The sequence below is a fragment of the Clostridium nitrophenolicum genome (genome assembly GCF_055391695.1).
On the sequence record NZ_AP042469.1, the window covers coordinates 3,724,294 to 3,749,688 of the forward strand.

23 protein-coding genes are annotated in these 25,395 nt (G+C 29.9%); 10 read left to right on the plus strand and 13 right to left on the minus strand.

Translation table 11 applies throughout. The features are described from left to right. Positions 1 to 151: 151 nt before the first annotated feature. A complete protein-coding gene (locus tag ACZ5N4_RS17730; RefSeq protein ID WP_464203829.1) occupies positions 152 to 1,750 on the plus strand; it encodes a sensor domain-containing diguanylate cyclase in 1,599 nt (532 codons plus the stop codon). 46 nt (positions 1,751 to 1,796) lie between these two features. Here ACZ5N4_RS17730 and ACZ5N4_RS17735 read toward each other — a convergent pair whose 3' ends face one another. Beyond that, positions 1,797 to 3,860, minus strand: a complete 2,064-nt coding sequence (locus tag ACZ5N4_RS17735) for a sigma-54 interaction domain-containing protein (RefSeq protein ID WP_464203830.1) — start codon at positions 3,858 to 3,860, stop codon at positions 1,797 to 1,799. 402 nt (positions 3,861 to 4,262) lie between these two features. On the opposite strand from ACZ5N4_RS17735, the gene ACZ5N4_RS17740 reads away from it, so the two are divergent. Next, positions 4,263 to 6,812, plus strand: a complete 2,550-nt coding sequence (locus ACZ5N4_RS17740) for an ABC transporter substrate binding protein (protein ID WP_464203831.1) — start codon at positions 4,263 to 4,265, stop codon at positions 6,810 to 6,812. A gap of 76 nt (positions 6,813 to 6,888) precedes the next feature. On the opposite strand, the gene ACZ5N4_RS17745 is transcribed toward ACZ5N4_RS17740, so the two are convergent. Both ACZ5N4_RS17745 and ACZ5N4_RS17750 read right to left on the minus strand, forming a co-directional pair. After that, positions 6,889 to 8,097: a hypothetical protein gene (locus tag ACZ5N4_RS17745; protein ID WP_464203832.1), complete on the minus strand. Its 1,209-nt coding sequence runs from the start codon at positions 8,095 to 8,097 to the stop codon at positions 6,889 to 6,891. 187 nt (positions 8,098 to 8,284) lie between these two features. Then, a complete protein-coding gene (locus ACZ5N4_RS17750) occupies positions 8,285 to 8,620 on the minus strand; it encodes a cytochrome C biogenesis protein (RefSeq protein ID WP_464203833.1) in 336 nt (111 codons plus the stop codon). A 259-nt stretch (positions 8,621 to 8,879) separates the two neighbouring features. On the opposite strand from ACZ5N4_RS17750, the gene ACZ5N4_RS17755 reads away from it, so the two are divergent. Continuing rightward, entirely contained in the window at positions 8,880 to 9,170 is a 291-nt protein-coding gene (locus ACZ5N4_RS17755) for a hypothetical protein (protein WP_211141772.1), read from the plus strand. Positions 9,171 to 9,253: 83 nt separating this feature from the next. Here ACZ5N4_RS17755 and ACZ5N4_RS17760 read toward each other — a convergent pair whose 3' ends face one another. Further along, positions 9,254 to 9,940, minus strand: coding sequence for an FMN-dependent NADH-azoreductase (locus tag ACZ5N4_RS17760; protein WP_464203834.1), 687 nt, complete (start codon positions 9,938 to 9,940; stop codon positions 9,254 to 9,256). A gap of 189 nt (positions 9,941 to 10,129) precedes the next feature. Between ACZ5N4_RS17760 and ACZ5N4_RS17765 the strand changes: the two genes are divergently transcribed. Further along, complete coding sequence (locus ACZ5N4_RS17765; RefSeq protein ID WP_464203835.1) at positions 10,130 to 10,438, plus strand: winged helix-turn-helix transcriptional regulator; 309 nt, start codon at positions 10,130 to 10,132, stop codon at positions 10,436 to 10,438. A 97-nt stretch (positions 10,439 to 10,535) separates the two neighbouring features. Here the strand turns inward: ACZ5N4_RS17765 and ACZ5N4_RS17770 are convergent, their stop codons facing one another. From ACZ5N4_RS17770 to ACZ5N4_RS17810, 9 genes are all read right to left on the minus strand, one after another. Next, positions 10,536 to 11,333, minus strand: coding sequence for a 4Fe-4S binding protein (locus tag ACZ5N4_RS17770; RefSeq protein ID WP_464203836.1), 798 nt, complete (start codon positions 11,331 to 11,333; stop codon positions 10,536 to 10,538). An 80-nt stretch (positions 11,334 to 11,413) separates the two neighbouring features. After that, entirely contained in the window at positions 11,414 to 11,854 is a 441-nt protein-coding gene (locus ACZ5N4_RS17775; RefSeq protein ID WP_464203837.1) for a hypothetical protein, read from the minus strand. A gap of 2 nt (positions 11,855 to 11,856) precedes the next feature. Next, the gene (locus tag ACZ5N4_RS17780) at positions 11,857 to 12,054 is read right to left on the minus strand and encodes a helix-turn-helix transcriptional regulator (protein ID WP_211141776.1); all 198 of its coding nucleotides are present in this window, start codon (positions 12,052 to 12,054) and stop codon (positions 11,857 to 11,859) included. 215 nt (positions 12,055 to 12,269) lie between these two features. Beyond that, on the minus strand, positions 12,270 to 13,289 hold the full coding sequence (locus ACZ5N4_RS17785; RefSeq protein ID WP_464203838.1) for an alpha/beta fold hydrolase: 1,020 nt from the start codon (positions 13,287 to 13,289) through the stop codon (positions 12,270 to 12,272). A 217-nt stretch (positions 13,290 to 13,506) separates the two neighbouring features. Further along, positions 13,507 to 14,142 (minus strand): TetR/AcrR family transcriptional regulator, encoded by a 636-nt coding sequence (locus ACZ5N4_RS17790; RefSeq protein WP_464203839.1) that lies wholly within the window; start codon positions 14,140 to 14,142, stop codon positions 13,507 to 13,509. A gap of 79 nt (positions 14,143 to 14,221) precedes the next feature. Further along, entirely contained in the window at positions 14,222 to 15,457 is a 1,236-nt protein-coding gene (locus ACZ5N4_RS17795; protein ID WP_464203840.1) for an efflux RND transporter periplasmic adaptor subunit, read from the minus strand. 113 nt (positions 15,458 to 15,570) lie between these two features. Then, a complete protein-coding gene (locus tag ACZ5N4_RS17800) occupies positions 15,571 to 17,934 on the minus strand; it encodes an ABC transporter permease (RefSeq protein ID WP_464203841.1) in 2,364 nt (787 codons plus the stop codon). Further along, positions 17,934 to 18,641 carry an ABC transporter ATP-binding protein gene (locus tag ACZ5N4_RS17805; RefSeq protein ID WP_464203842.1) on the minus strand — a complete coding sequence of 236 codons (708 nt, stop codon included), beginning with the start codon at positions 18,639 to 18,641 and terminating at the stop codon, positions 17,934 to 17,936. The genes ACZ5N4_RS17800 and ACZ5N4_RS17805 overlap by 1 nt, the downstream gene beginning before the upstream one ends. Positions 18,642 to 18,967: 326 nt before the next feature. Further along, entirely contained in the window at positions 18,968 to 20,668 is a 1,701-nt protein-coding gene (locus ACZ5N4_RS17810; protein WP_464203843.1) for a methyl-accepting chemotaxis protein, read from the minus strand. A 459-nt stretch (positions 20,669 to 21,127) separates the two neighbouring features. Between ACZ5N4_RS17810 and ACZ5N4_RS17815 the strand changes: the two genes are divergently transcribed. From ACZ5N4_RS17815 to ACZ5N4_RS17840, 6 genes are all read left to right on the plus strand, one after another. Continuing rightward, a complete protein-coding gene (locus tag ACZ5N4_RS17815) occupies positions 21,128 to 21,802 on the plus strand; it encodes a response regulator transcription factor (RefSeq protein ID WP_464203844.1) in 675 nt (224 codons plus the stop codon). Continuing rightward, entirely contained in the window at positions 21,799 to 22,827 is a 1,029-nt protein-coding gene (locus ACZ5N4_RS17820) for a sensor histidine kinase (RefSeq protein WP_464203845.1), read from the plus strand. Before ACZ5N4_RS17815 ends, ACZ5N4_RS17820 begins: the two co-directional genes overlap by 4 nt. Positions 22,828 to 22,995: 168 nt before the next feature. Then, positions 22,996 to 23,763 carry an ABC transporter ATP-binding protein gene (locus tag ACZ5N4_RS17825; RefSeq protein ID WP_464203847.1) on the plus strand — a complete coding sequence of 256 codons (768 nt, stop codon included), beginning with the start codon at positions 22,996 to 22,998 and terminating at the stop codon, positions 23,761 to 23,763. Positions 23,764 to 23,826: 63 nt separating this feature from the next. Further along, positions 23,827 to 24,396 carry a redoxin family protein gene (locus ACZ5N4_RS17830; RefSeq protein WP_464203848.1) on the plus strand — a complete coding sequence of 190 codons (570 nt, stop codon included), beginning with the start codon at positions 23,827 to 23,829 and terminating at the stop codon, positions 24,394 to 24,396. 9 nt (positions 24,397 to 24,405) lie between these two features. Then, a complete protein-coding gene (locus ACZ5N4_RS17835) occupies positions 24,406 to 24,540 on the plus strand; it encodes a CD1871A family CXXC motif-containing protein (protein WP_464203849.1) in 135 nt (44 codons plus the stop codon). Continuing rightward, a complete protein-coding gene (locus tag ACZ5N4_RS17840; protein WP_464203850.1) occupies positions 24,533 to 25,378 on the plus strand; it encodes a 4Fe-4S binding protein in 846 nt (281 codons plus the stop codon). Before ACZ5N4_RS17835 ends, ACZ5N4_RS17840 begins: the two co-directional genes overlap by 8 nt. Positions 25,379 to 25,395: the final 17 nt, after the last annotated feature.

The following is a 25,395-nucleotide window of genomic DNA, read 5'->3' on the forward strand; positions in this document are numbered from 1 at the left end:
AGCTTTATATTTATTTTTGTATAAAAAACTCGATTTATATATATTAAAAAATGTTGAAAACTATGTAATTTTTCTGCAATTAATTTTATAATCTTTATATAGATATAATTTTATTCTTTTATGAATTCTAATAAATTTAAAGGATGATACTATGAAAGATTTTTTGGGGATATTTTTTCAATTTATTAATGAAATACAGAGAGACCACTATCGTGGTCTAATTATTTGCCATTATGTTATGCCGATAATATTTTTTATAATAATAACTTTATTAGTTACAAATATTTCAAAGCGTAAGAAAATTGAAGCTGAACTAAATGAAAATAAGAAAAGCTTACAAAACAATTTAAATTTTCTTCGGCTAGTTCTTGATACAATTCCTGATCCAGTATTTTGTAAAAATGCTGACGGTGTATATATAGAATTTAACAGCGAGTTCGAGAAATGCTTAGGTTTAACTAGAGAAGAAATATTAAATCATACCGCTTATGATCTTAACCAAGGTGAATATTCTAAAGTCTACCACGAAGCAGATATAGCTCTAATGAAAACTAGAGGTATGCAGACATACGAATCAAAAGTAAAATATTCCGATGGTAAATTACATGATATACACTTTAGAAAAGCAACAATAGGTTCAGAAAACAATGAGGTCGACGGACTTGTAGGCATTATGATAGATTTTACAGATTTGAAGAAGAATGAAAATAAAATAAGCAGGCTTCTAAAAATTAATGAAGCTATGCTTGAAATAAATCAATCTATACTAGGATTAGATAATATTAACCATCTATTTGACTTAATATTAGAAAAAGCATTATCGATTATAGATGAAGCAGAGTATGGCAGTATATTAATATTAAAAGATAATGAAATGCTTGAAATTGGGGCATCTAAAGGATATGATCTAGTTAAAGCTAAAAATTTTAATCTTCAGTTGAATCATTCATTCCACTGGCTTAAAACTAATGGTAATATTAAGGGCACCATTATCATCAACGATGTTTCCAAGCTTCCAGGGGCTGATACTACTGCTATAACTGAAGAATTAAAACAATGGTCCATTAAGTCCTGCATCAGCACACCTATCATAATTAATCAAAAGCTATATGGTATGCTAAATATAGATAGTAATCGTATCAATGCATTTACTGAGGAAGATGCTCAAATTCTACAATACATGAAAAGTCAAATTGAAATAGCAATTAACAAACATAATCTATATAAAGAAACGATTTATTTATCTAAATACGATAAATTAACTAATTTATATAATAGAAACTACTTTGAAGAAATGTTTAACAAAGCTTTTCAAAATATTAGTAACAATAATAAAGAATTTAATCTTGTAATTTTTGATTTAAATAAATTAAAGTATGTTAATGATAACTATGGTCATATAGCAGGCGATGAATATATTAAATTATTTACAAAAAATTTAAGTAATCAATTTAGCTCTCCAGATATTTTAGCAAGATACGGCGGAGATGAGTTTATAGGGATATTTTTTAATACAAATGATGAAATTTTAACTAAAAAATTTGAAGAACTGATTGATTATCTCAAAAATAATCCCTTAAATTTTGATGGACAAAATGTAATATGTAGTTTTAGCTATGGTATTGCTAATTTTCCTGCAGATTCTATTATATATGATCATTTAGTAATAGCTGCAGATGTAAAAATGTATAACTACAAAAGACAGCGAAACATCAGACTTGCAAGTTGTGCAATCTCTAGAAAAGATTAAAATATAAATTATATATAGATATCTTGGTCAGATATCTATATATATTCTAATACTTTCCCTTTAAATATTTAATAATTTTTCTACCAAAATCCGTTATTGAACTTCCACCTCTTCCTACAAAAACCTTTGCCATCGAGAACTTCTCAAGATTAATTAATATACTTCTTATTTCCTGCTCACTTAAAAAAACGTTATGTTCCATTGCAATTTTATATAAGGTTCTTCTTCCAAGTCTACTTTTATTAATATAGCTTTTTTCTAATTCTTCTAGAATAAATAAGTACTTTTCTATCTTTTCTTCTGAGCTTTCCCAAAACTCATCTAATATACTTTTTTCATTTAAAGTTAAAATATTATCATTTACATCTTCCTCATTATCGAAGGGAAGATCTATTACATCTATCTGTTTTAATCCAAGATTAGCAAAATACTCTACGTAGTTTTTAAGTTCTCTAATATTTCCTTTCCAATTATGATCCAATAAAACTTCTTTTGCTTCCTGTGTTAGCTCAAATTCACTGTAAAATTGTTTTTTAATTTTATCAATTAACGGTAGAATATCTTCTTTGCGATCTCTAAGAGGAGGTAGTTTCAACGGAAGTACTCTTAATCTATAGTACAGATCTTCTCTAAACTCTCCCTCCTTAACCATTTCTTTTAGGTTCCTATTTGTTGCTCCAATTACTCTAATGTTTACATTAATAAGTCTATCGCCTCCGATTCTCATAACTTCTCTCTCTTGAAGAACCCTCAGAAGCCTCATTTGAAGGTTAAGAGGCATTTCTCCAATTTCGTCAAGAAACAATGTTCCATTATGAGCTAATTCAAAAAGTCCTGGTTTTCCTCCTTTCCTCGCTCCTGTAAAGGCTCCTTCCTCATATCCAAAAAGTTCACTTTCTAAAAGGCTTTCTGGGAGTGCACCACAGTTTATTGCCACAAACTGATAAGTTCTTCTTTTCGAATTATTGTGTATAGCCTGGGCAAAAAGCTCTTTCCCCGTCCCACTTTCACCTGTAATTAAAATGGAGGATTCTGATTTCGCCATTCTCCTTGCGATATCTATACATCTTTTTATTGCTTCACTTTCTCCTTGTATATCCTCAAATCCATATTTTGCTCGATGTCCTTTGCCTATAAGCTGTTCCCTTAATTTATGCTGTTTCTTTTCTATATCATTGAATTTTTTTACGATGGCAACAGCTCCATATAACTTGTTTGAATGTATTATAGGATCAACAGACACAACTATATCATATCCATTTATTCTTATAAGTTTTTCTTTGACAGGTTCTAAATTTTCTAAAACATATTTAAAAGGAATATCCGGCAGCACATGCAGTCCATGTTTTCCGATTATATCATTTTTTTTATATCCTATAATATTTTCAGCGCCTTCATTATAATTAGTGATTATTCCTTTAGATGTAATACCTATAATACCATCATCTAATACCTGAAGTAATATATCTATTTCACTTTCAAAACGATTTGTTTGTCCTATTATTGTTGACAATCCAGCATCAGTGGTTACAATTTCCTTGTAACTTTTCCTAATATTCTGTCTTTGCAAAATATGAATCAAGTTTAACTTTGCTCCAATATTCATTATTGTACTTATATCCAAAAGACTACCGCCAATATCTATAACCTTGTTTGAAATGTTTGAAACATATTTTGTTTCCCCTAATACAATTACAGTCTTTTCTTCGATGCCTATATTAATACTTGGACAAATAGGCGTCAATTCTATATGTCTAACTCCTAACTGATATATCACCGAAACCATTTGTGATGCCATATCCACATTTTCATCCATTAATAAGGCTTGCGTACCCTCTGGGATAGCCATAATTTTTTCCAAGGAAGATTTTAAAATTGTTCTGTTTGCAATAACAATCTCACTTCTCTTATTTATATAAGGTTTAATAAGCTTAAATATATTATAAGATGGAATTAATATTAAATCTGCTTGTATACCTTCTTTTCTATATTCACTATCTATACAGAATCTATCTACAATAATATTATCTGAAAACAAGCTTATAATTTGCTCATTATAGGTATCAGCAGTTGATGTACTATAACTTATGATAGCTAACCTTTTCTTCATATGTTTCCTCCTTTTAGTCGGAACACTGGGTAATTTTGCTCGTTTCCCTTCGGGAACTGGGTAACTTAAAATTTTCGCTTCCGCTCACAAGTTACCCGTAAAAGTTCATTTAGAACTTTTACCTAGCAAAATTACCCGTTAAAGTCCATTTAGGACTTTAACCTCCTCTTAAGTTTAAGTAAATTACCATGTAAATTATACTTCTACTAAAAATTATATCACAAACTAAAAAAGAAGTATTATTATTGTATTTCCAAACTTTCACACAAATGATAACATGTAAATATAAAAATATGTTATATTAAGATATATAACACAACTTTTTATACATAGTATACCAAATAAATCAACTTTCACCAGCAATATAATAGTTTAAATAGACAAAGTTGGAGGGCGATACTTATGAGCAAAACTTTAGTTAAAAGAGTTAGCCTAATAATTAGTTTTGTACTATATGTTGTTTTAAATATAAACACCTATGTAAAAGCAGAATCTCATAAAAAGGTTTTAATTCTTCACTCATACTCAGAAGATTTTAAATGGACAAGTAATATTTCTTCTGGAATCAGATCTGTATTAAATGATGCGGATAAAATTGATTTACTAACTACTTATATGGATACAAAAAGAGTTAATAACAGCGCCTATATTGAAAGCCTTAAGAATCTATGTAAAATAAAATATGCAGATACTAAGTTTGATGTCATAATTTGTTCAGATAACGATGCATTAAATTTCCTAGTTAAATATGGAGATAGTTTATTCCCCAATACGCCTGTTGTGTTCTGTGGGATAAATAATTTTAACCAATCAATGTTAAATGGACATAAAAACTATACTGGTATAATTGAGACAATTGACATAGAGTCAACTATTAAATCAATAATAAGGCTTCAACCTACTATTAAGGATATAATAGTAGTCTGTGATTCCACATCTACAGGAAAGTTAAATGAAGAAGATACTAAAGACATTATAAGACGTCTGAGATTAGATGTTAACTTTCAATTTTATCGTGATGTAAACATTGAAACATTAGATGAAGCTGTAAAAAAATTTGATGATAACACCGCAGTTCTCCATATAGGCCAACTTAAAAATAATGAGGGAAAATTTATTAACTACGAAAATATAGGTCCTTTAATTAGCAAACATATAAATGTATCCAACTACATATGCTGGGATTTTGCTTTAGGAAATGGTCTATTAGGTGGTAAAGTAATTAATTCTATAGAGCACGGTAGAGCTGCTGCACAAATAGCGCTTAAAATATTAAATGGTGAAAAAGTAGAAAATATACCTATATTATCAAAAAGCATAAGTAGTTATACCTTTGATTACAATGAGTTAAAAAATTTTAAAATTGATACAGACAAGCTCCCAGATGGAAGTACAATAATAAATAAAGATTTTTCTTTTTATGAAACCTATAAAAAGCTGGTTTGGTCCGTAATTAGTATATTTATTATATTATCTACATTTATAATTATCCTTTTTATAAATATTAAGAAGCGAAAAGAAAGCGAAAGAAAACTTCAAGAAAATTTCGAAGAATTAAGCGCTGTATATGAAGAGCTTACAGCAACAGAAGAAGAGCTTAGAGCTCAATATGATGAACTCCAGGAAAGTGAAGAATTTTTGAGATTAAGTGAAGAAAGATATAAGCATTTAGCTTACTACGATAACCTAACTTCTCTTCCTAATAAAATTTCTTTTGTAGGCGAATTAGACAAAGCAATCGATTATTCTAATAAAACTGGAGAAAAAGGAGCCGTTCTTTTTATAGATCTTGATAACTTTAAAAGAGTTAATGATACCTTAGGGCACCACTATGGTGATAGACTGCTTAAAGTTGTGGCAGACAGATTAAAAACTATTATCGATAAGAATAATACCCTTTATAGATTGGGCGGAGATGAGTTTTTAGTTCTTATGAAAAATATAGAGAATAAAAAACCTATTGTGAACACTTGTAAAAAAATAACAAATAGTTTTAGAAATCATTTTGAACTAGATGGAAAACAAATTTTTACAACAGTTAGTATAGGAATTTCATTATATCCTAATGACGGACTTGATTCTAATTCGATTTTAAAAAATGCGGATACAGCAATGTACAGAGCAAAGGATTTAGGGCGAAATAGATATGAGTTTTATAACATAGAAATGTTTAACGAAATCCTAAAAAAGTCTCAAATTGAAAAAGGATTAAGAGATGCTATAATTAAAAATGAATTTCAATTATACTATCAGCCTCAAATTGATTGTAAAACAAGAAAAATTAAGGGAATGGAGGCTCTATTAAGATGGAAGAGCAATGATTTCGGCTTTGTTTCTCCAACAGAATTCATTCCTATTGCAGAGGAAACTTCTTTAATAGTGCCAATCGGTCAGTGGGTACTGAAAGCTGCCTGTAAGCAAGCGAAACAATGGCTCGACTTTGGTTATAATTTAGGGGCCATAGCTGTAAATGTTTCTATCGTTCAACTTCAGCACCCAGGATTTATTCATATAGTAAAAAGCGCTTTAATTGATAGTAATCTTCCACCAAAGCTTTTAGAAATTGAAATTACAGAAAGTGTGCTTATGCAGTGCTTGGATTATAATATAACAATCTTAAATGAATTAAAAAGATTAGGAATTAATATATCTTTAGATGATTTTGGGACAGGCTATTCGTCTTTAAATTATTTAAGAATACTTCCAATAAATAACCTTAAGATAGACAAATCTTTTATTGATTCAATTCATCTAAATAGCGGAGATAAAGAAATAGCAGATGGTATAATTCAACTAGCTCATAAGATGAACTTAACCGTAATTGCTGAAGGTGTCGAATGGGAAGATCAGTTCCAGATACTTCAATACCTAAATTGCGAAATGGTTCAGGGATACCTATTCAGTAGGCCTATACCAGCTGATCATATCGAAAATTTGAGTGATTTAATCTAATTTAAGAGTGTAGATGGTTTTAAAAACTAAAATCATCTACACTCTTATTTCGCCAGATTTATCTACACTATTATACTTAAACTCTTAAACTAATTGGCTGTAGCACAACAAAGGTATTTTCCATTTTTTCTACCTTCCAATTTAGAATCATACAAGAATCTAGTTTTGGGTTATACATATTAACTGCCTCATCCTTAAGAAACATTTTCAGATTATATGCGGCATATATGAATGCCGCTTTTTTCTTATTTGTATCTGTATATTTTCTTAAATTAATTAATCCTGAGGCAACTCCTGCTAAGTAAAATGAAGGATTATATAAACTATTTCTGCTATCTGAAACAATTAGTTTAACATTTTCTCTAAGCTTAGGCATAAGTTGCCTAAGCAAACTCATTCCTCTTCCTTGTGGAATTTCTACTTCTGTAATTCCTTCACTTAAGCTTTCGCAAACCTTACTCCATAACTCCCTGCTGGATTCTTTATCGATTTCTAGATAATCTCCTAAGGTAATAGATTCAAGGTATCTTAAATCATGAAAAACATTACATTCCTCAATCAAATCACAGAAATCAATTATAATTGGCTTATTTTCAGTAATGATTATATTATCTCCTTGAAAATCTCCATGGGCGCAAGCTATAAGGCAAGTTACTTTTAATCCATTCCAAACATCTTCATTATTAAAATAGTAATATGGGTTAGGCAGTAATATATCTGTCCCATCTAAAGATATCCACTTTGTATATTTATCTACTCCTATTGATTGAAAAGCCTGCTCGTACTTAGTATCCATATATCTATAGGAAAGTTCATTTTTAACTATATCTTTAGGTGATATGTACTTCTTTGCATGTTCTTTATTCCAACTGAACAAAAATTTAGTCATTTTTGAAATTATGCTATCTTTAAGATCGTCTTCATTAATAACCTTGTCCAAAAATGTTTCACTTTTATATATGTCATCACCTGCTAAATCATATAGATTTGCATGTATAGTAGACTGTGTTTTACTTTCTATTTCATAGTTTGCTATGAGTTTAGCAATATATTTATGCATATTATTTTGTACAGCTAGATCATATGCTTTTTGAAATACTTCTGCTTCATTGCTACTTGTTATCTTTAATATTCCTACCCTGTTGTCAGCTCCATATTCAACCATATATACTCCTGCTCCAGACCTTCCTCCATTAAATCTCTTCAGTACTTCTACAGGAGCAATTTTATCCTTAGCCTCATCACTTATTTTATTTATTTCGTCCAATATTCCTACAATATCCATCACTAAACCACCCTATAAATATAAAACTTATTCTATATGTTATATTATAACTATTAATAATAAACAAGTCATCAAGAAAAAATGAATATATTATTAAATTAAATATAACATTAAGCCGTAATCATTATTTTAAAATATTGTTTATTTTACTTTATATTTAAAAATTAAGTGAAAGATTAAAATAATTTTATAATTCATATGGATTTAAAATTGGAATAACATTTATTATAGGTACTTCATAAGGATGAACTTCTTTTATCGTATCCACTGTTTTTATCAATACTTCTTTGCCACAGCAAAATTCAACCTTACACTCTTCTGCATAACAAATTTCTCCAACCTCACCTTTAAAAGGATCAGCGCCCTGAAGTGGTCTCCATGAGCCACTCACTTTAGAAACAGCCATACAATTATCATAGTTCCCACCTATAGTAAGCGCTCCAATATCATTTAGACTTTTTCTTAAATTTTTTAGATATTCCTCCGGTATAAAAGTTTCCACTTTAAAAAAATTAAACTCCATTTTACATTCCTCCCTTAAATATAGAATCATATAAATAAGTTAACTATAATTAAATTTTGTATATGTAAAAAATTATTAGTAGTTCTATAAATTATTATAAAGCGTAAAAATTACATTACAGGATTATAATGGACTAAAAAAGTATAGTAAACGTTTTTTAACTATTAAAAATATTGCTAATAGTCTTATTTAATATTTGTTTTTCTATATATTCCATGTTAATATTAACTCATAAGTTAAGTAAAGGGGGAACTGATAGATGAGTACAATGAAAGAATTTGTTTTTTACCCACGTTTTGTTCAATTTCAAGGGGTTAGAGGTGTAACTGTAGATAATAGTCATAAAATATTAAATGAAATAGTTAGAGATGAAGAACTTAGTTTAGGTAATAGACAAGTTGGTAATAGAAGCTATCACGTTTTCTATTTTAAAAACGACTGTTTTGCAGTTTATTATCATGGTGGCGGCACAGATGCATTATTCACTTCTAGATCATTGGATGAAGTTTTAGATTATATAAATGGTTTGAATCCTGAGGATTTTAAATAAGATATATGGATAGAGGCTTTAGCAACTGCTAAAGCCTCAGACTATTTTTAAACTTTCCTAGAATTAGCTAATTATCTTTTTAATTAAAATCTTTCTGCTACTTCCTTAGCTTTAGCTACGGCACTTTCTTTAATTTCCTCTGCCTTATCAGGCATTGCACTTACTCCTTCTACAATAATAGATTCTTTATCATTTATTCCTATAAAGTTTAGTATTGTATTTATATATTTGTCTCCCATTTCTAAATCGACAGCAGGTCCACTAGAGTATACTCCCCCTCTTGCCTGAATATGAACAGCTTTCTTATCAGTTAAAAGTCCTACTGGACCATTGTCAGTATACTTAAAAGTCTTGCCTGCAATACAAATATTATCTATATAAGCTTTCATCTTTGGTGGCACAGTAAAATTCCAGAATGGTGTTACAAAGATATATTTATCAGCAGATATAAATTGCTCTAATATATCGTTCATAGTTGCTATCTTACTTTGTTCCTCTGGTGTTAAATTTTCAAAGGAAAGTCCTTTTCCTAACTTATCCCATGCACTAAAGACAACTTCATCAATTAGCGGAACCTCCATCTTATATAAATCTACAGGTACTATTTCATCATTAGGATTAGCATTCTTATAAGCATCTATAAAAGCACTTCCTACTGATAAGCTATATGAATATTCCTTAGACTTTGGATTTGCAGTAATGTATAATACTTTTGACATTTTTACATTCTCCTTTTCATTTTTAAATATATTTTTTATAAATTTTAACATCTTTTCACCCTTCTTCTTAAACATAGAATAAACTAAATAATAATTTTTACACAAAGTGACAATAATATATATTTACTTTATGAAATTAAATAACTTATTAAAACTTAGTTACTTTATGTAACTATAGTACAATAAGTCACTTACTTTTGTCAAGTAAATATGATAAAATAATTATAGGAGTTGATATACATGGAAAAATTTCATTTATGTCCTAGGTTTGAATCTGCTTTTGAATTACTAGGGAAAAGGTGGACTGGATTAATCATACGATCCTTATTAAATGGAGCTAAGAGATTTTCTGATATTCAAGAAATAATACCTAACCTTAGTGCTCGTATGCTTACAGAAAGGTTTAAAGAATTAGAAGAACAGGGTATTATTACTCGTAAGGTTTATCCAGAAATGCCAGTACGTATTGAATATGAACTAACTGAAAAAGGAAGAGACCTAGAAAAAGCTATGGACGAAATTCAAAAATGGGCTGAAAAATGGGCATAAAATAGAAAGCTTCCCTTATTATTCTAGGGGAAGCCTTCTTAATTTTCATAAAACTTCAATTTTTATATTATTTCTAGAAATTTCTGTTCCGGTCTGCTTATTCTTTATGACCTTCTTTTCTTCTCACCGGAATTCTATATTCACAAGGCACTGCTGTTTGGCATTTTCCACAGCCATAACGTGGTGCAAAACGCTTCTTAGTGACATTAGTAAGAAAATCTTCACAGGGCTCATGTTTTTTCCCTAATTTGTCAATTGCTTGTGCAGGACATCTATTAATACAGACACCACATTGACTGCAATAATCATAAACACCTTCATATTTTCTTTCAGTTGCTTCAAACGGTATACTGACAATTATGCTTCCTAATCTGCCTGCAGCCCCTTTTTCTGTTATTATTGACTTACTTAATCCAAAGGTACCTAGCCCTGATATAAAGGCAACATGTCTTTCAGACCAATTACTTTTATAGTTCCCAGACACAAAACGAGAATCCAATCCTGGGATAATCGCTTCTCCTCCCATGTCTGCAACTTTTTTTACTAAAAACTTGGCAAGCTCCTTATTGGCTATTTCTCCCTCAACTCTGCCATACAACCATTCTATTGCTGGTAGATCCTTATTTTCACGATTTGCCTTTCTCACAGCTTCAGTAAAAGGCAGGAAATATGATATAACTGCTTTTGCCTGCGGCATCCATTCTAGAGGAGTCATATGACCATCACCTATAGCCTCTTTATCTTTTAACTTTAAGAACAACGGATCGTCAGCAGCAGCAATTCCTATAATTGGCGCATCAAACATTTGAATTCCCTTTAGTTCTTTTATCTTATTGTAATCGGTATCTGCTATAAATTCCCCTGCCTGATTAATTATCTCTTTAATATTATCCATTTCTATCCCCCTATATTTCCCTTATATAATAATAGAATAAACTTTAAATCCTATCTTTTCAAGCACTCTTTTCTAATTATTTACATCATCCTATTGCTATAGATAGTTATAAAAATTATATTGATGATTTCCATTGTAACTACAAATATAATACCTATTATATATATAGGCATATTTAATTTTATAACTTCTGCTGCTGTTAATATAGTAAAAATTATTATAGCAGACACAGTAATTTCAAAAGTAGTATAAGCCGCTCTATATCTTATGAGCTTCAGCATTTCATCATCTTTATTTACTACTCCAATACTTTTAATGGGATGTTTTTCAAATAATTTAGTTAAAATCATCCCACAAATACCCATTATTATAAAAGCTACTGAGAATGCTTTAGCAAATTTCATTCCTTCTCCAGTTGTTCCTTGATAACTAGAATATAGATAAATTGCCGCACCCATTAATCCAATTATTGTGGCTCTAACAAATCCAATGAAGTCTGTTCCTAATTTACTAGTTTTCATAATTATTCCTCCTCATAAATAAATATATTTTCTATAGGCATATTAAATATTTTGGAAAGTTTAAAGGCAAGTTGTATTGATGGATTATACTTTCCTTTTTCAAGGGATATTATTGTTTGCCTTGATACCCCTGCTGCTAAAGCAAGTTCATCCTGTGTATAGCCATTTTTTTCTCGGAGTTCTCTTATTACGTTTTTCACTAAAAAATCACCTCACAAAATAATGTAAAGCTAACTTTACATTATTATTATATTCCAAGATTTGAGAAATGTAAAGCTTACTTTACTAAATATTTATATTATGCTTAGAAATCTGTTTATAAATAAAAAAATCCCTGTAAATCTACAGAGATCTTTTTATAATGAGTTTATACTTTTTGAATAAAGATTACACTACTTATTCTATTTTAGTAAGTTTAGTGAAAATAGTTGAATTGGTATACTGAATTTTTTTCTTGTTTTTTATTGTTTTTTTCTTCATGTTTATTTATATGTTTGTTTTCACTTGTTAGATAATCAATTACATATTCTCTCATAGCATTCATTGCATCTGCATTTCTAACCATATCTCCATGAGCATAGGAAGTTTGTATTGAGCTAAATCTCTTGTTAACACTATCGAATTTAGAAACTTTTGTTCTCAAAAAATTATATATATCTAGAACATTATCTTCTGTCATATCAGGAAGTAATTTAGCTGCTTCTGGATCAATTCCAAATTCTGATGGATTTTGCCTAATCATAGCTATAATACCTGCTAGTGATGGAGATCCTGTAACAGGATCAGCTAAAAAGTTGTTAGCACTTCCACCAAGCAGTAATACGTCTCTATTTAGATCCCATGTTTTAGTAATATCATTATTCCATGACATATCCATGTATTGCAAAAACTCATCATGGGATAATCCAGACTGAGGATCATATTCAAGAGTAGTTAAAACATTTTCTGTAAGATTAAATTTTTCATAATCTTTGAAATTATAATATGCTCTATCTAATAATACAACGTCCTTTACTCTCTCAGGATATTTTTTTGCAAACATCATAGCAGTATCAGCTCCAAAGGAATGCCCAACAATGTGAGCTTTCTTAATACCATATGCATCTAGCACAGCTTTTATTGACTCTAGGTGTTTATCCCATGACATTGTAGGAACATGTCCACTGTTACCATGATCTAAATAATCCATTGTTATTGTCATATATGGATTGCTTTGATCATATAAAAACTTACCGTGAGCATAGCTTCCTCCTAAACCATGTAAAAATATAACTGCCTCTTTTGCTTTTGGAGAATAATTGTAAGATTCAGTGTATATTTTCACCCCCTTGTAATCAACATATTTTTGTTTAACTGCACTTTCAGCTTTACAAGGTGTTATCGCAAAACTGAAAATTAACATCATTGCAACAATATAAGTAAAAACTTTTTTCATCAATGTTTCTCTCCTTTCTACGTTATATATTATTTACCTACAATAATATTCCACATTTAAACAACATTTCCTTCAACATTTTATTTTTTTCTTTTACTAACGCCAAAATCAGTTATTATTTATATTTATATAAGGCAATTATTTTACAGCAATATTTAATCCCCCTAGCCTGCCAAATACAATTTGTTTATAGCAGGTTAGAGGGATTTTAGTTCTCTTAGGTCTCACAATACATTCCAAATTTTAAAATGTCCATATATTCATTAAACTCTTTAATGATATTCTCTACATCATTAAAAACTTCATCTACAGGTCTATTTTTATATTTTTCAAGATACTTTTTAGAAATACCATCCATACACATCATCATCAGCTCTATAGCCTTTTGAGGATCAATTTCTTTTTTGAATTTTGATATATCTATATCTCCAAAAAATTGTGGCATATGCTTTACATAGTATTTATTATACCTTTCCGTAATCTCTTGTTTTAATGACTCTGGCATATTTGAAATTGCTGAAAAGACCAGTCTATTTTTAAGAGGCTCTTCTTGGGTTATTTTTATCTTTATTATACTAATCCACATAATCCTTTCAAAAATATCCTTTGGCTCTTCTTTTTTCACTGCATAATATCTATTTATTAAATGATCCATACAGTAGTCAAACACATAAAGAAACAGATTTTTCTTATTTCCAAAGTAATGAAATAATATACCTTTAGAAATATCTGCTTTTTTTACTATAGAATTTGTAGATGCTTTATCATATCCCTTTAAAGCGAACTCTTCAATACAAGCATCCAATATCCTGTTCTTTTTTTCCTCTGGTAAGCTTTCAAATTTATCAATCAATTATAATCTCTCCCACTTTATTCCTTAGCTAAATATTCTATATAGGGCTTTTAAAGTCCTATATAGAATAACTTCCACTTTATTTATTTCTAATCTTCATTCCTTCTTTTATATTGTTATCAGGTTTAACTAATATCCTTTCTCCTGGTTTCAGACCTTCTATTACTTCAATTAATTTTTCACTTTCTATCCCTTTTTTTATCTGTCTTGTGACAGCTTTGCCGTTGTCCACTACAAATACACAGGAGCTCCCTTTATAGTCAAATACAGATGTATCCGGTACTACTAGTGTATCCTTTTTAACCTCTGTTATCACTTTTATATCTAAATCATAACCTGATTTTAATAATCCTGTATCATCCTTTATTTCAATAGTTACTGATACCCTCTTTTGGTTTACTCCTAAAGATGAGGTTATATTCTTTGCTTCCGGCGCTATTTTTGTAACCTTACCTGTAATAGTTGAATTTCCTATAGGCTTTCCAGTTACTTGAACCTCATTACCTATTTTAACCTTATAGATGTCATCAGACAATATATTTGCTTCAAGTTCCAAACTTTTAGTGTCTCCTACTAAAAATGCTGCTGTTCCTGCAGTTACCGATGCATTCTCATCTATAAGCTTTTCAAGAATGACTCCATCAGCTGGGGAAACAACCTGTTGTTTTTCAATTTCTCTATTGATGGTATTCCTTAAAATAACAGCTTGTTTAATTTGAGATTCATATTGATTTTTCACATAATCAGGAGTGCCATCTTTAATATCTTCTAACTGGGAATTTGCTGATTTTAAAGCCGCTTCAGCAGTTTTATATGCATCCTCAGCATTATTCAGCTCCTGTTTGCTTATACTTCCAGAATCATAAAGTGTCTTTGCATTATTTAAATTTCTAGATGCAGCATCATAAGTGACTTTAGCCTGGTCTACAGCCGCTTGCGCAATTTCTATTTTATTTACACTATTTGCAATATCAGTGCCCTGCAGCTGAGCCTTGGCAGCCTCAATCTTTGCATTTGCATCTTGAAGTTTTAGCTCTAAGTCACCTTTATCCATGATTAACAGTATATCACCTTTTTTTACTGCATCACCTACATTAACTTTAATGCTAATTATCTTTCCTGAAGCATCAATATAAGCGGTTTGTTTTTTATTACTTTGAACTGTGGCGGTATCTTCAATATACTGCTTAATTTCACCCTTTGATACAACTGTAGTATCTACAGTCTGTCCATTTTGCAGCTTTACATACGCCAATGCACTGATTATACATACTATTACTGGCGTAACAATCCAAAATAGTTTCTTTCTTTTCATATAATTTACATCTCCTCTAAAAATATAGAATCAAACTACAAACTTCAGATTATTCTAGCTATGGATAGCTTATTTTGAGACATAACTGATTTTAAAGTTTTCTTTTCATCTGTCTATTCCTTATTCTTTAAAACTTCTATCATGTCAATGGATTTAATCTTTTTCATTAAAATAAAATTAGTCATAACAGTAAATATAAGTGTAAGAGCTGTTGTAATAATATAGGTCTTAAATTCAACTACATAGGGAAAACTATATGCGTCTGTACTACTTGCAGACATAATAGCTGCTCCAAGCCACCTTCCTAATGGCAATCCTACAACTATTCCAAATACAGTAATAATATAATTTTCATTGAAGATTAACTTTTTAATTTCATTATTTTTAAATCCTAATACCTTTAGAGTAGCCAATTCTCTCTGTCTTTCAAAAATATTTATAGTAGCAATGTTATATACAACTGCAATAAGAAGAACTGCTGCAAGCATAACCAATACTCCTATAGAGGATTTCATTGCTCCCATATTTTTCAACAGGGCATTAAGAGCATCTGTCTTTGATTCTACAGAATTTACTGCAGCCATATCTCTTAACTTACTTTTAACTTCATTTTCAAAAGCACTGTTATCCAGCTTTATCACAGCTGAATTGGCAACCCTACCTTCCCCTAGCATACTGTTTATGCTATCCATAGAAACGTAAGTGCTTAAGCCTAAATACTGAACCACAATACCCTTAACAGCTACCTCCTTCTTCTCTTTTCCTGGGTAGAAAAATCTTATATTTACACTGTCATTTGGTTTTACACCTAAAGTATTTGCAAGTTTTTCAGATATAAGTATGCCATTTGTCGGAAGGCTTATGGCTTTCCCACTTTTATCTTCAACTTTATACATTTCAGGATTTTTTACAAGCGCAGTAAACCCTACATCCTTACTTCTCCAGCCATCTGATATTTCAACTCCTGTCTCAAGAACCGGTTCTATTGCTTTTACATGAGGAATATTTTTAATCTTATTTAATTCTTCTACACTTATTAGTTTGGAGAAGTTAACTTTTACATCATAGTTCTGAATACTTCCATATTGCTGACTTATCATAAAATCAATAGAATCCTTCATGCTTAGAGCTACCAAAAGTATAGCTGAAGAAAATATAATTCCTAAAGAAGTCAGTAATGCTCTTCTTTTATATCTAAATAGGTTTCTTAATATGATCTTCCATAGGTAACTAATATTACTCCATATTACTTTCACTTTTTCAATAATTATTTTTTTACCAATTTCCGGTGATTTCTCTCTCATAGCTTCACTGGGCATAATCTTAAAGATAACTTTACAAGAATGATACCCTGCAAATAAACAGAAAAATAGTGTTAGTATGGAAGCTGGAAGTACAAGTTCCCCATAAATTTTCGCACCTTCAAGAGGTAAGTTAAAATATTGATTAATAAGCTTAGTAAATCCTACTCCCATATAAGTTCCCAGTATAGAACCTATTAGACTTCCACTAACTGCAATAAGAGCAGAATAACACATATAATAGGTGAGTACTTGTACATTAGTAAATCCTAAAGCCTTTAATACTCCAATCTGTACTCTTTGATTTTCAACCATTCTTCCCATCATAATATAGATAATAACTGAAGCAACCATAAAAAATATAATAGGAAATGTACTTCCCATAGATTGCAGCTTTTTTATTTCTTGAGTTAGCATCATAGTGCTTATCTGCTCATCTCTATCAATAATACTTTTTACTCCATAATTTTTTAGATTCTTTTTTATATCATCCTTTACAGTTTTAACATCACTGCCACTAGAAAGTTGAATAGAAATATTATTTATAGATCCCTTAAAATCAAAAATTGCTTCCCCGAAGGATTGCTTAATATATATTATCCCAAACTTTTTATTGTCAGGCATTAGCTCACTTGAATCCTTTAAGGTATATACATATTCAGGACTTTTTACTGAACCTACTACCTTTAACTTAACTTTATTGCCATTAATTATTGGATATATATAATCTCCTAATTTTAAATCATTTGCGTTGAAAAAATCCTGATCCACAAGACATTGATTGCTGTCTCCTTCTGAAAAATATCTACCGGATTTTATTACTATATCATTTACTATCTCTTTTTTTACATCAGGAAGGGTTATGAATCTTAAAGTTGCATTTTCTCCTAAAATATTTATACTGGCATCTTTAACAATTCTTCCTGTAGCTGATTTTACCTGAGGTAATTCTTCTACCTTTTCCTTTATACCTATAGGTGCTTTATAAAGGTCTACCCAAAGGTCTGCTAATTTATAATCTTCATAGTATTTAATACTTGAGTTAGAAAGATTTCTAAACATAGAATTTATTGATGTATAAAAAGTGACTCCTAAAATAACAATAACTAAAATAGAAACAAACTGTCCCTTTGATTTTTTTATATCTCTAAGTAAATTCCTGAATAAAATATTCACTACCACTCAATCCTTTCAGGTGGCTCAGGATTCTCATTAACAGTTACAGCTTCAACAGCACCGCTTCTAACTCTAATGACCCTGTCAGCCATAGCTGCAATAGCAGCATTGTGTGTAATAACTATTATTGTCTTATTCATACTTTTATTAATGTCGTATAACAGCTTTAAAACTAATTTTCCAGTATTATAATCTAAAGCTCCTGTAGGTTCATCACATAAAAGCAGTAATGGATTCTTTACAAGAGCTCTTGCTATAGCTACTCTCTGTTGTTCTCCTCCTGAGAGCTGTGCTGGGAAATTTGATGCTCTTTCGCTTAATCCTACCTCTTTAATAATATCCTTGGGGTCTAAAGGATCATCACTAAGTGTCCTAACCAATTCCACATTTTCAAGTGCTGTAAGGTTTGCCATAAGGTTATAAAATTGAAATACAAATCCTATATTTTTTCGCCTGTACATAGTAAGTTGATTATCAGAATATCTAGTTATATCTTTTCCATCCACATAGACCTCTCCTGAGGTAGGTCTGTCCATTCCACCAATTATATTTAGAACTGTACTTTTACCAGAACCACTTGGCCCAAGTACTACTACAAATTCCCCCCTAAGGATTTCAAAATTCATTCCATCGGAAGCCTTTACGATTATTTCTCCCATAGTATATTCCTTTACAACATCTTTTACTACAACAATAGGATCTTTCATTTTTAATCACCCCATATCCAATTTCCTTGACCATTTGGTCAATTTGATATTATTATGCTCCTTTTTGACCACGTAGTCAATAGGGAAATATAATAATTTTTATTCAAAAAATTTTTTCACTAGATGTGCTAATATCAAAGCTAGCTGCTATTTTGAGAAAAACCTATTCTTATTCAAGTGTACTAGATTATAATGATGCCATACTCAATTTAAAAGATTGTAACATCATGTATAAGTATAAGAATATGAAAAGGAAAGGCAGCCAGTATAATGAATTTACTATACCGATAACCTTTCCTTCACTTATCTTTCAATTATTTGTTAAATTATCTTGTCTTAAACTTATTTACCTTATTCATCATTTCTATAGTCATGTCATGCATATCTTGTGATGTTCGTGAAACTTCTTCTGTAGAAGCACTCATTTCTTCTGAAGAAGCTGCTATTTCTTCTGAAGAAGCTGAAACTTCTTCCGCAATAGAGGATGCTCCTTCTATTTTTTCTAAAATAGAATTTTTCTCATCATCTATTTTTACAGCACTAATGCTAACAGAATTTATTTTTGGATTTACCTCATTTACTGATTTGATTATATTAGTAAATGATTGTATAGCAGTATCTATGTCTGTTTTCTGATTAATTAATTCACTTTTCATAACGTCTGTTGTTTTTATCATAGTATTGGTATCAGTTGATATTGTATTAATTAAAGCATTTATATTTTCTAATGAAGATTTAGACTGCTCTGCAAGCTTTCTTATTTCATCAGCAACTACAGAGAATCCTCTTCCTGCTTCCCCAGCTCTCGCCGCTTCAATAGCTGCATTTAATGCTAGCAAATTAGTCTGCTCTGAAATACTGTTTATCATACTTGTTATTTCGTTTATTTTATTTACATTTTGTCCTACATTAGAAATTTTAGAAATTAAATCTTTGAATGAATAAGTTACTTTTTCCACTGAATTTATTACATTTTGCATATCACCATTGCTTTTATCAGCCATAGAATGAATGCTCTGAGTATTTATATCTATTTCCTTTATTAAGTCAACCATATTTCCTAGTTCATTACCAAATCTATTAAGTGTTGTTGTAATATTTACCAATTCCTCCGCCTGTTCTCCAGTTCCTTTTGCTACATCCTGTATTGCATTAGATACATTTTCTGCAGAAGATGTCATTTCTTCAGATATTGCGGATAAATTTTCTGAAGCTTCATCTATATTATAAGATTTTTCTTTTATGTCATTAACTATTTGTGATATATTTTCTATTGTGTTTCTTAATGAATTTTTCATTATTTCAAATTCATTATTACCACTGCTTTCTACATTAACTGTTAGATTCCCTTCTGCAACCTCATTTAAAACTTCAATCATTTCTTTTGTTGAACTATTTATTACTTTAATAACTAAAATTAAAATTATAATTAATATAACCATACCTATTAAATATATTAAAAAAAACAATCTTAAACTTTGATTATAAATATTATCAGATTGTGCTTTTAATTCATTTGCTTTAGTTATTTCATGTTCCCTTAAATCTTTCAATGTTGTTTCAATATTTCCGCCTAGCTTACTAAAGATATTATAGTCTTCAGTAGATAATCCTTGTCCTTTTTCTAATGATTCTTTTGATTTTTCCCACGTTATTTTATATTGTGAGTAGTCACTTTTAAATTTATTAATTGCATCAGCTTCTTCAGCATCTGTCTGTGCTGCGTTAAACTCAGTTAATTTTTGTTCTATGTTCTTTTCAGACTCTTTAATTTTACTATCAATGTCTTTATCATAACTTATAATTCCTTTATTAACATAAACCCTAATATTTAAAAAATCTCCTCTTATTGATGTTAGCGATGCAATTGGTACTAGTCTTTCTTCATACATTTTAGCAGTATTATTATTAAGCTTTTTCATATTAAGGTACCCTAAAGCCCCTATTAACAAAGTAAATACCAATGAAATGATAACTATTCCTAAAATGACCTGTGATACTTTTAAGTTTTTTATTAATTTTTTCATTAATTTTCGCCCTCCTCTATTACTTTTTAAATATTATGAATGAAATTTGTCTTCATAATTTTATTAAACTAAATGACTTGTTTAATATTTTGTTAGGTATAAATACTTTACCTATATCATGTAAATCAGAAGACATAAGTAAATTATATATGGCTTATATGATTGCATTGAATTATTTACTACTTATGCAATATAATCACAACTTCAGGAGGAAGTCAAGACCATTGTTTCATTTTTTTACATTTTTATTCTTTTATTGCAATTAAAATTATAAATTATGATTTATTTTATGACAATATATGATAAAAAAACGACACGAAAATGTCATTGACATTTTTATGTCATTTTTAATTTTCACATAAAATTAAAAAAATATATATTAGCACGACTGCATTTTATGTTAAATAAAATATTTAAAGATGACTCAATTCATAACGAAACTAAATTAGAGGTGATAACATGTTTAAAATTATGATAGTAGAAGATGATCATAAAATAAGAGAAATAATGATAGAAAACATAAAAAAGTGGAACTTTGATGCCATAGCAGTAGAAGACTTCAATGAAGTATTCCATACCTTTGTAAAATATGAGCCTGATCTAATTCTAATGGATATAAATCTCCCCTGTTTTGATGGATTTTATTGGTGCAACAAGATAAGGGAAGTCTCTAGAGTACCCATAGTATTTATATCTTCAAGAAATACTAATATGGACATAATAATGGCAATAAATATGGGTGCAGACGACTTTATTCAAAAACCTTTTTCACTAGATGTGCTAATAGCTAAGATAACTGCTATTTTAAGAAGAACTTATTCTTATTCAAATATAGAATCAAATGTACTAGAGTATAAGGGTGCCATACTCAATCTGAAAGATTGCAACCTTATGTATAATGACGAAAAGATAGACCTCACCAAAAATGAATTCAAAATCTTATACACACTTATGAAAAACAATAAAGAGGTAGTTAGTAGAGATAAGATAATGAAAGCTCTTTGGGAGGATGAAAGCTTTGTAGATGATAACACTCTAACTGTAAATATAAATAGACTTAGAAAGAAATTAAGTGATATGGGGCTGACAGATTTTATTCAGACTAAGAAAGGACAGGGATATATAATACAATGAGTTTAAAGGAATATTTAATAGATAAAATAAAATTTATTATTTTTTATGTATTACTGATGAGCTTTATATCTACTGTGGTGTACTTAGATGGATTGGTAAAAATAAGGCTTGGAAATATACTATATATCAATGCTATAGGATTGACTTTGCTCTTATTATACTTTTTATTAGATTATCTTCCTATGAAAAAATATTACAGCACCATAGACTATATAGCAAAGAATAGAAAAGAAGATATTCTAACTAGCCTTCCTAAAGCTAAAAACTATGAGCAGGCTTTATGGAGTGAAATTGTAATGAGTATTTACAGAGAACAGCAGCAAAAACTTGATAAATTATATGAAGAAAAAAGAGAGAGCTCAGAGTTTGTAGCTTCCTGGGTACATGAAGTAAAAACTCCTATTGCGGTGAGCAGACTTATAATCGAAAATAGCTGGAATAAATTTAAGAATGAGACTTTAAACAGCATAGAAGAAGAAATAGACAAAATAGATAGCTACATAGAACAGGCTCTCTACTATTCAAAAACAGATGATTTCTCAAAGGATTACTTTGTAAATGAAAACAATATTGAAAAAATAATAAAAGAACTGCTTAAAAAGAATGCTAAAGCTTTTATAAATAAAAAAATAAGCATAGAATTGTTAAACTTAGATGTGAATGTGTGTACCGATAAAAAATGGATACTGTTCATAATAGACCAAATTTTATCTAACTCTTTAAAATATACTAATGAAAAAGGGAAAATAACAATAAATACTGAGACGAACAATAAAGAAAAGGTATTAATTATAGAAGATAACGGTGTAGGTATAAAAGAAGAGGACCTTGATAGAGTGTTTAACAAGGGCTTTACAGGATACAATGGCAGAAAAGAATATAAGTCTACAGGAATGGGACTGTATTTATCCAAAAAGTTAGCTATAAAACTAGGCCATGATATAACTATAGAATCAGTATACGGTAAGTATACTAAGGTTAAACTTCACTTCCCTAAACTTATGGATTATTTTAAACTAAATTGAGATCTTGCTTCAATGTTACAAAAATGTAAGGTTTAATATTTACTTTGTAAGTTAAAAAAATGGATAATAACACTGCCTTTATGTAAAATAAGGTTACAAACTTAGTTAAATAAGTTTTAACCTTATTTTTATATTGGTTTAAATAAGCAAATATTAGGAGGCAATAAAATGAATACTGTTGTAGATGTGAAAAATCTCAGAAAAATATATGGTTCAAAAGGTAATGTATATACTGCACTTGACAATATAGATTTGCAAATAAACGAAGGTGAGTTTGTGGGTATAATGGGACCTTCCGGAGCAGGAAAAACCACCCTTTTAAATGTAATATCAACCATAGATAAGCCTACTTCTGGAGCTATTAATATAGGCGGAGAAAATATAATGGCTATGAATGAAGATAAGTTATCTTCATTTAGAAGAAATAAGCTTGGATTCATCTTTCAGGATTTTAACTTATTAGATACTCTAACTTTAAAGGAAAATATAATACTTCCTTTAACTCTTTCAAAAATAAAACCTTCTTTAATAGAGAAAAAAGTCATTAAAATAGCAGAAATCCTTGGGATATCTGAAATATTAAATAAATATCCTCATGAAGTATCCGGTGGACAAGAGCAGAGAGCCGCTGCTGCTAGGGCTATAATAACTGAACCTACATTGATACTTGCAGATGAACCTACAGGAGCCTTAGATTCAAAATCTTCTCAGGAACTGCTTCAATGCCTTACGGATTTAAATAAAAACAATGAAGCTACTATAATGATGGTAACTCACGATGCCTTTGCAGCAAGCTACTGTCAAAGAATACTCTTTATAAAAGACGGTAAAATATTTGCCGAACTTGTAAAAGGAAATAACTCACGCAGAGAATTTTTCCAAAAAATATTAGATATGTTGGCTGCAATTGGCGGTAAAAATAACGATATGATATAGGCATCTTTCACTTGTTATTTTATTTCAGATGCCATTAATAGATTGATATGGAGGATTATATAAATGAAAAAAATAATTATTTCTACCCTATTAGTAGTTATGAGTTTTAGTCTAACAGCCTGTGGTTCAAAGGAGAACAAGACTTCAAAGGTCAGCAGTACAGCTCAAGTTGAGCAATCTCAAAAAGGCACTTTTGCAGGTTTAAAGGTTATGCCTCAATTTAAGGTTAAGGATATAGACGACAAAGAAGTTACAAATGACATCTTTAAAGGCAAAAATGTTACTATGATAAACATATGGGGAACCTTCTGCGGTCCCTGTGTAGAAGAAATGCCAATACTTCAAGAATTATATAAGGAGTACCAATCACAAGGTTTCAATTTAGTAGGTGTTGTTGCTGATGGAGATACAAATGAGGTACAAGCATTACAAATATTAAAAAAGACAAAGGCAGACTTTGCAAATTTAATACCAGATGAAAAGTTTAAAAATGATTTTGTTAGCAAGACTAAGGCCGTTCCAGTTTCAGTATTTGTAGACAGTAAGGGGGAAATCCTAGAAACTGTAGTAGGTTCAAAGAGCAAAGAGGAATACAAGAAAATAATTGAAAGAAATCTTCAGCAAGTTAAGTAGGTGTAGAGTATGAAATACAGGATTAGAACTTTCTTATTTACAGTAAGTATACTGTTTATAGCCGCTGGGGTATATAGAGGAGAAGTTCAGAAGGTATTAATAAAAGCTATAAATATTTGTTTGGAGTGCATAGGAATTGGATAAAATAAAGAGAAAATTAGTTCAAATAATAACGCTTATAAGTACTAATGGATACTTTAAGGGATTTTTAGATGGCAGCATTTACAGTGGAAAGTTAAAAAGTATGTGTGTCCCTGGGCTTAATTGTTATTCCTGTCCTGGAGCCTTTGGCGCTTGTCCTATTGGTTCTCTTCAGGCAGTTATATCAGATATAAAGTATAAGTTTTCCTTTTACATAGTTGGATTTTTAACTCTAATGGGAGTAACTATGGGAAGATTTATATGTGGATGGCTGTGTCCTTTTGGATTAATACAGGAGCTGCTAAATAAAATACCTTCCCCTAAATTTAAAGTCAGTAAAAGGTTTGAAAATCTAAAATATCTAAAGTATGTAATACTTTTGGTATTTGTAATTTTACTTCCTATGTTCTGGGTAAATGATGTAGGTATGGGTAGTCCAACCTTCTGTAAGTATATATGCCCTGCTGGAACTCTTGAAGGAGGAGTACCTCTTACTTTACTAGATACCTCTTTAAGATCCGCTGTAGGATTTTTGTTTGCTTGGAAATTAACTCTACTTATAATCACAATAATTCTATCTATAATCATCTTTAGGCCCTTCTGCAGATTTATATGTCCCCTTGGAGCTATATATTCTATTTTCAATCCTATAAGTATTTATAGATTAAAAATAGATAAAGATAAATGTACAAGTTGTGGTGCTTGTGCTAAGAAGTGCAAAATGGATATAGAGGTTTATAAAAAGCCAAACAGTTTGGAGTGTATAAGATGTGGTGAATGTAAATCTGCCTGTTCGCAAGGTGCTATAAAGTCGTTAATAAGGATGAAAGATACAAAGTAATGAAAATTGCTTATTAA

Bases quoted from the DNA above. Each gene is read 5' to 3' on its own strand.
- ACZ5N4_RS17730 (WP_464203829.1), top strand. From the start codon at position 152: ATGAAAGATTTTTTGGGGATATTTTTTCAATTTATTAATGAAATACAG.
- ACZ5N4_RS17735 (WP_464203830.1), bottom strand. From the start codon at position 3,860: ATGAAGAAAAGGTTAGCTATCATAAGTTATAGTACATCAACTGCTGAT.
- ACZ5N4_RS17740 (WP_464203831.1), top strand. From the start codon at position 4,263: ATGAGCAAAACTTTAGTTAAAAGAGTTAGCCTAATAATTAGTTTTGTA.
- ACZ5N4_RS17745 (WP_464203832.1), bottom strand. From the start codon at position 8,097: ATGGATATTGTAGGAATATTGGACGAAATAAATAAAATAAGTGATGAG.
- ACZ5N4_RS17750 (WP_464203833.1), bottom strand. From the start codon at position 8,620: ATGGAGTTTAATTTTTTTAAAGTGGAAACTTTTATACCGGAGGAATAT.
- ACZ5N4_RS17755 (WP_211141772.1), top strand. From the start codon at position 8,880: ATGAGTACAATGAAAGAATTTGTTTTTTACCCACGTTTTGTTCAATTT.
- ACZ5N4_RS17760 (WP_464203834.1), bottom strand. From the start codon at position 9,940: ATGTTAAAATTTATAAAAAATATATTTAAAAATGAAAAGGAGAATGTA.
- ACZ5N4_RS17765 (WP_464203835.1), top strand. From the start codon at position 10,130: ATGGAAAAATTTCATTTATGTCCTAGGTTTGAATCTGCTTTTGAATTA.
- ACZ5N4_RS17770 (WP_464203836.1), bottom strand. From the start codon at position 11,333: ATGGATAATATTAAAGAGATAATTAATCAGGCAGGGGAATTTATAGCA.
- ACZ5N4_RS17775 (WP_464203837.1), bottom strand. From the start codon at position 11,854: ATGAAAACTAGTAAATTAGGAACAGACTTCATTGGATTTGTTAGAGCC.
- ACZ5N4_RS17785 (WP_464203838.1), bottom strand. From the start codon at position 13,289: ATGAAAAAAGTTTTTACTTATATTGTTGCAATGATGTTAATTTTCAGT.
- ACZ5N4_RS17795 (WP_464203840.1), bottom strand. From the start codon at position 15,457: ATGAAAAGAAAGAAACTATTTTGGATTGTTACGCCAGTAATAGTATGT.
- ACZ5N4_RS17805 (WP_464203842.1), bottom strand. From the start codon at position 18,641: ATGAAAGATCCTATTGTTGTAGTAAAAGATGTTGTAAAGGAATATACT.
- ACZ5N4_RS17810 (WP_464203843.1), bottom strand. From the start codon at position 20,668: ATGAAAAAATTAATAAAAAACTTAAAAGTATCACAGGTCATTTTAGGA.
- ACZ5N4_RS17815 (WP_464203844.1), top strand. From the start codon at position 21,128: ATGTTTAAAATTATGATAGTAGAAGATGATCATAAAATAAGAGAAATA.
- ACZ5N4_RS17820 (WP_464203845.1), top strand. From the start codon at position 21,799: ATGAGTTTAAAGGAATATTTAATAGATAAAATAAAATTTATTATTTTT.
- ACZ5N4_RS17825 (WP_464203847.1), top strand. From the start codon at position 22,996: ATGAATACTGTTGTAGATGTGAAAAATCTCAGAAAAATATATGGTTCA.
- ACZ5N4_RS17830 (WP_464203848.1), top strand. From the start codon at position 23,827: ATGAAAAAAATAATTATTTCTACCCTATTAGTAGTTATGAGTTTTAGT.
- ACZ5N4_RS17835 (WP_464203849.1), top strand. From the start codon at position 24,406: ATGAAATACAGGATTAGAACTTTCTTATTTACAGTAAGTATACTGTTT.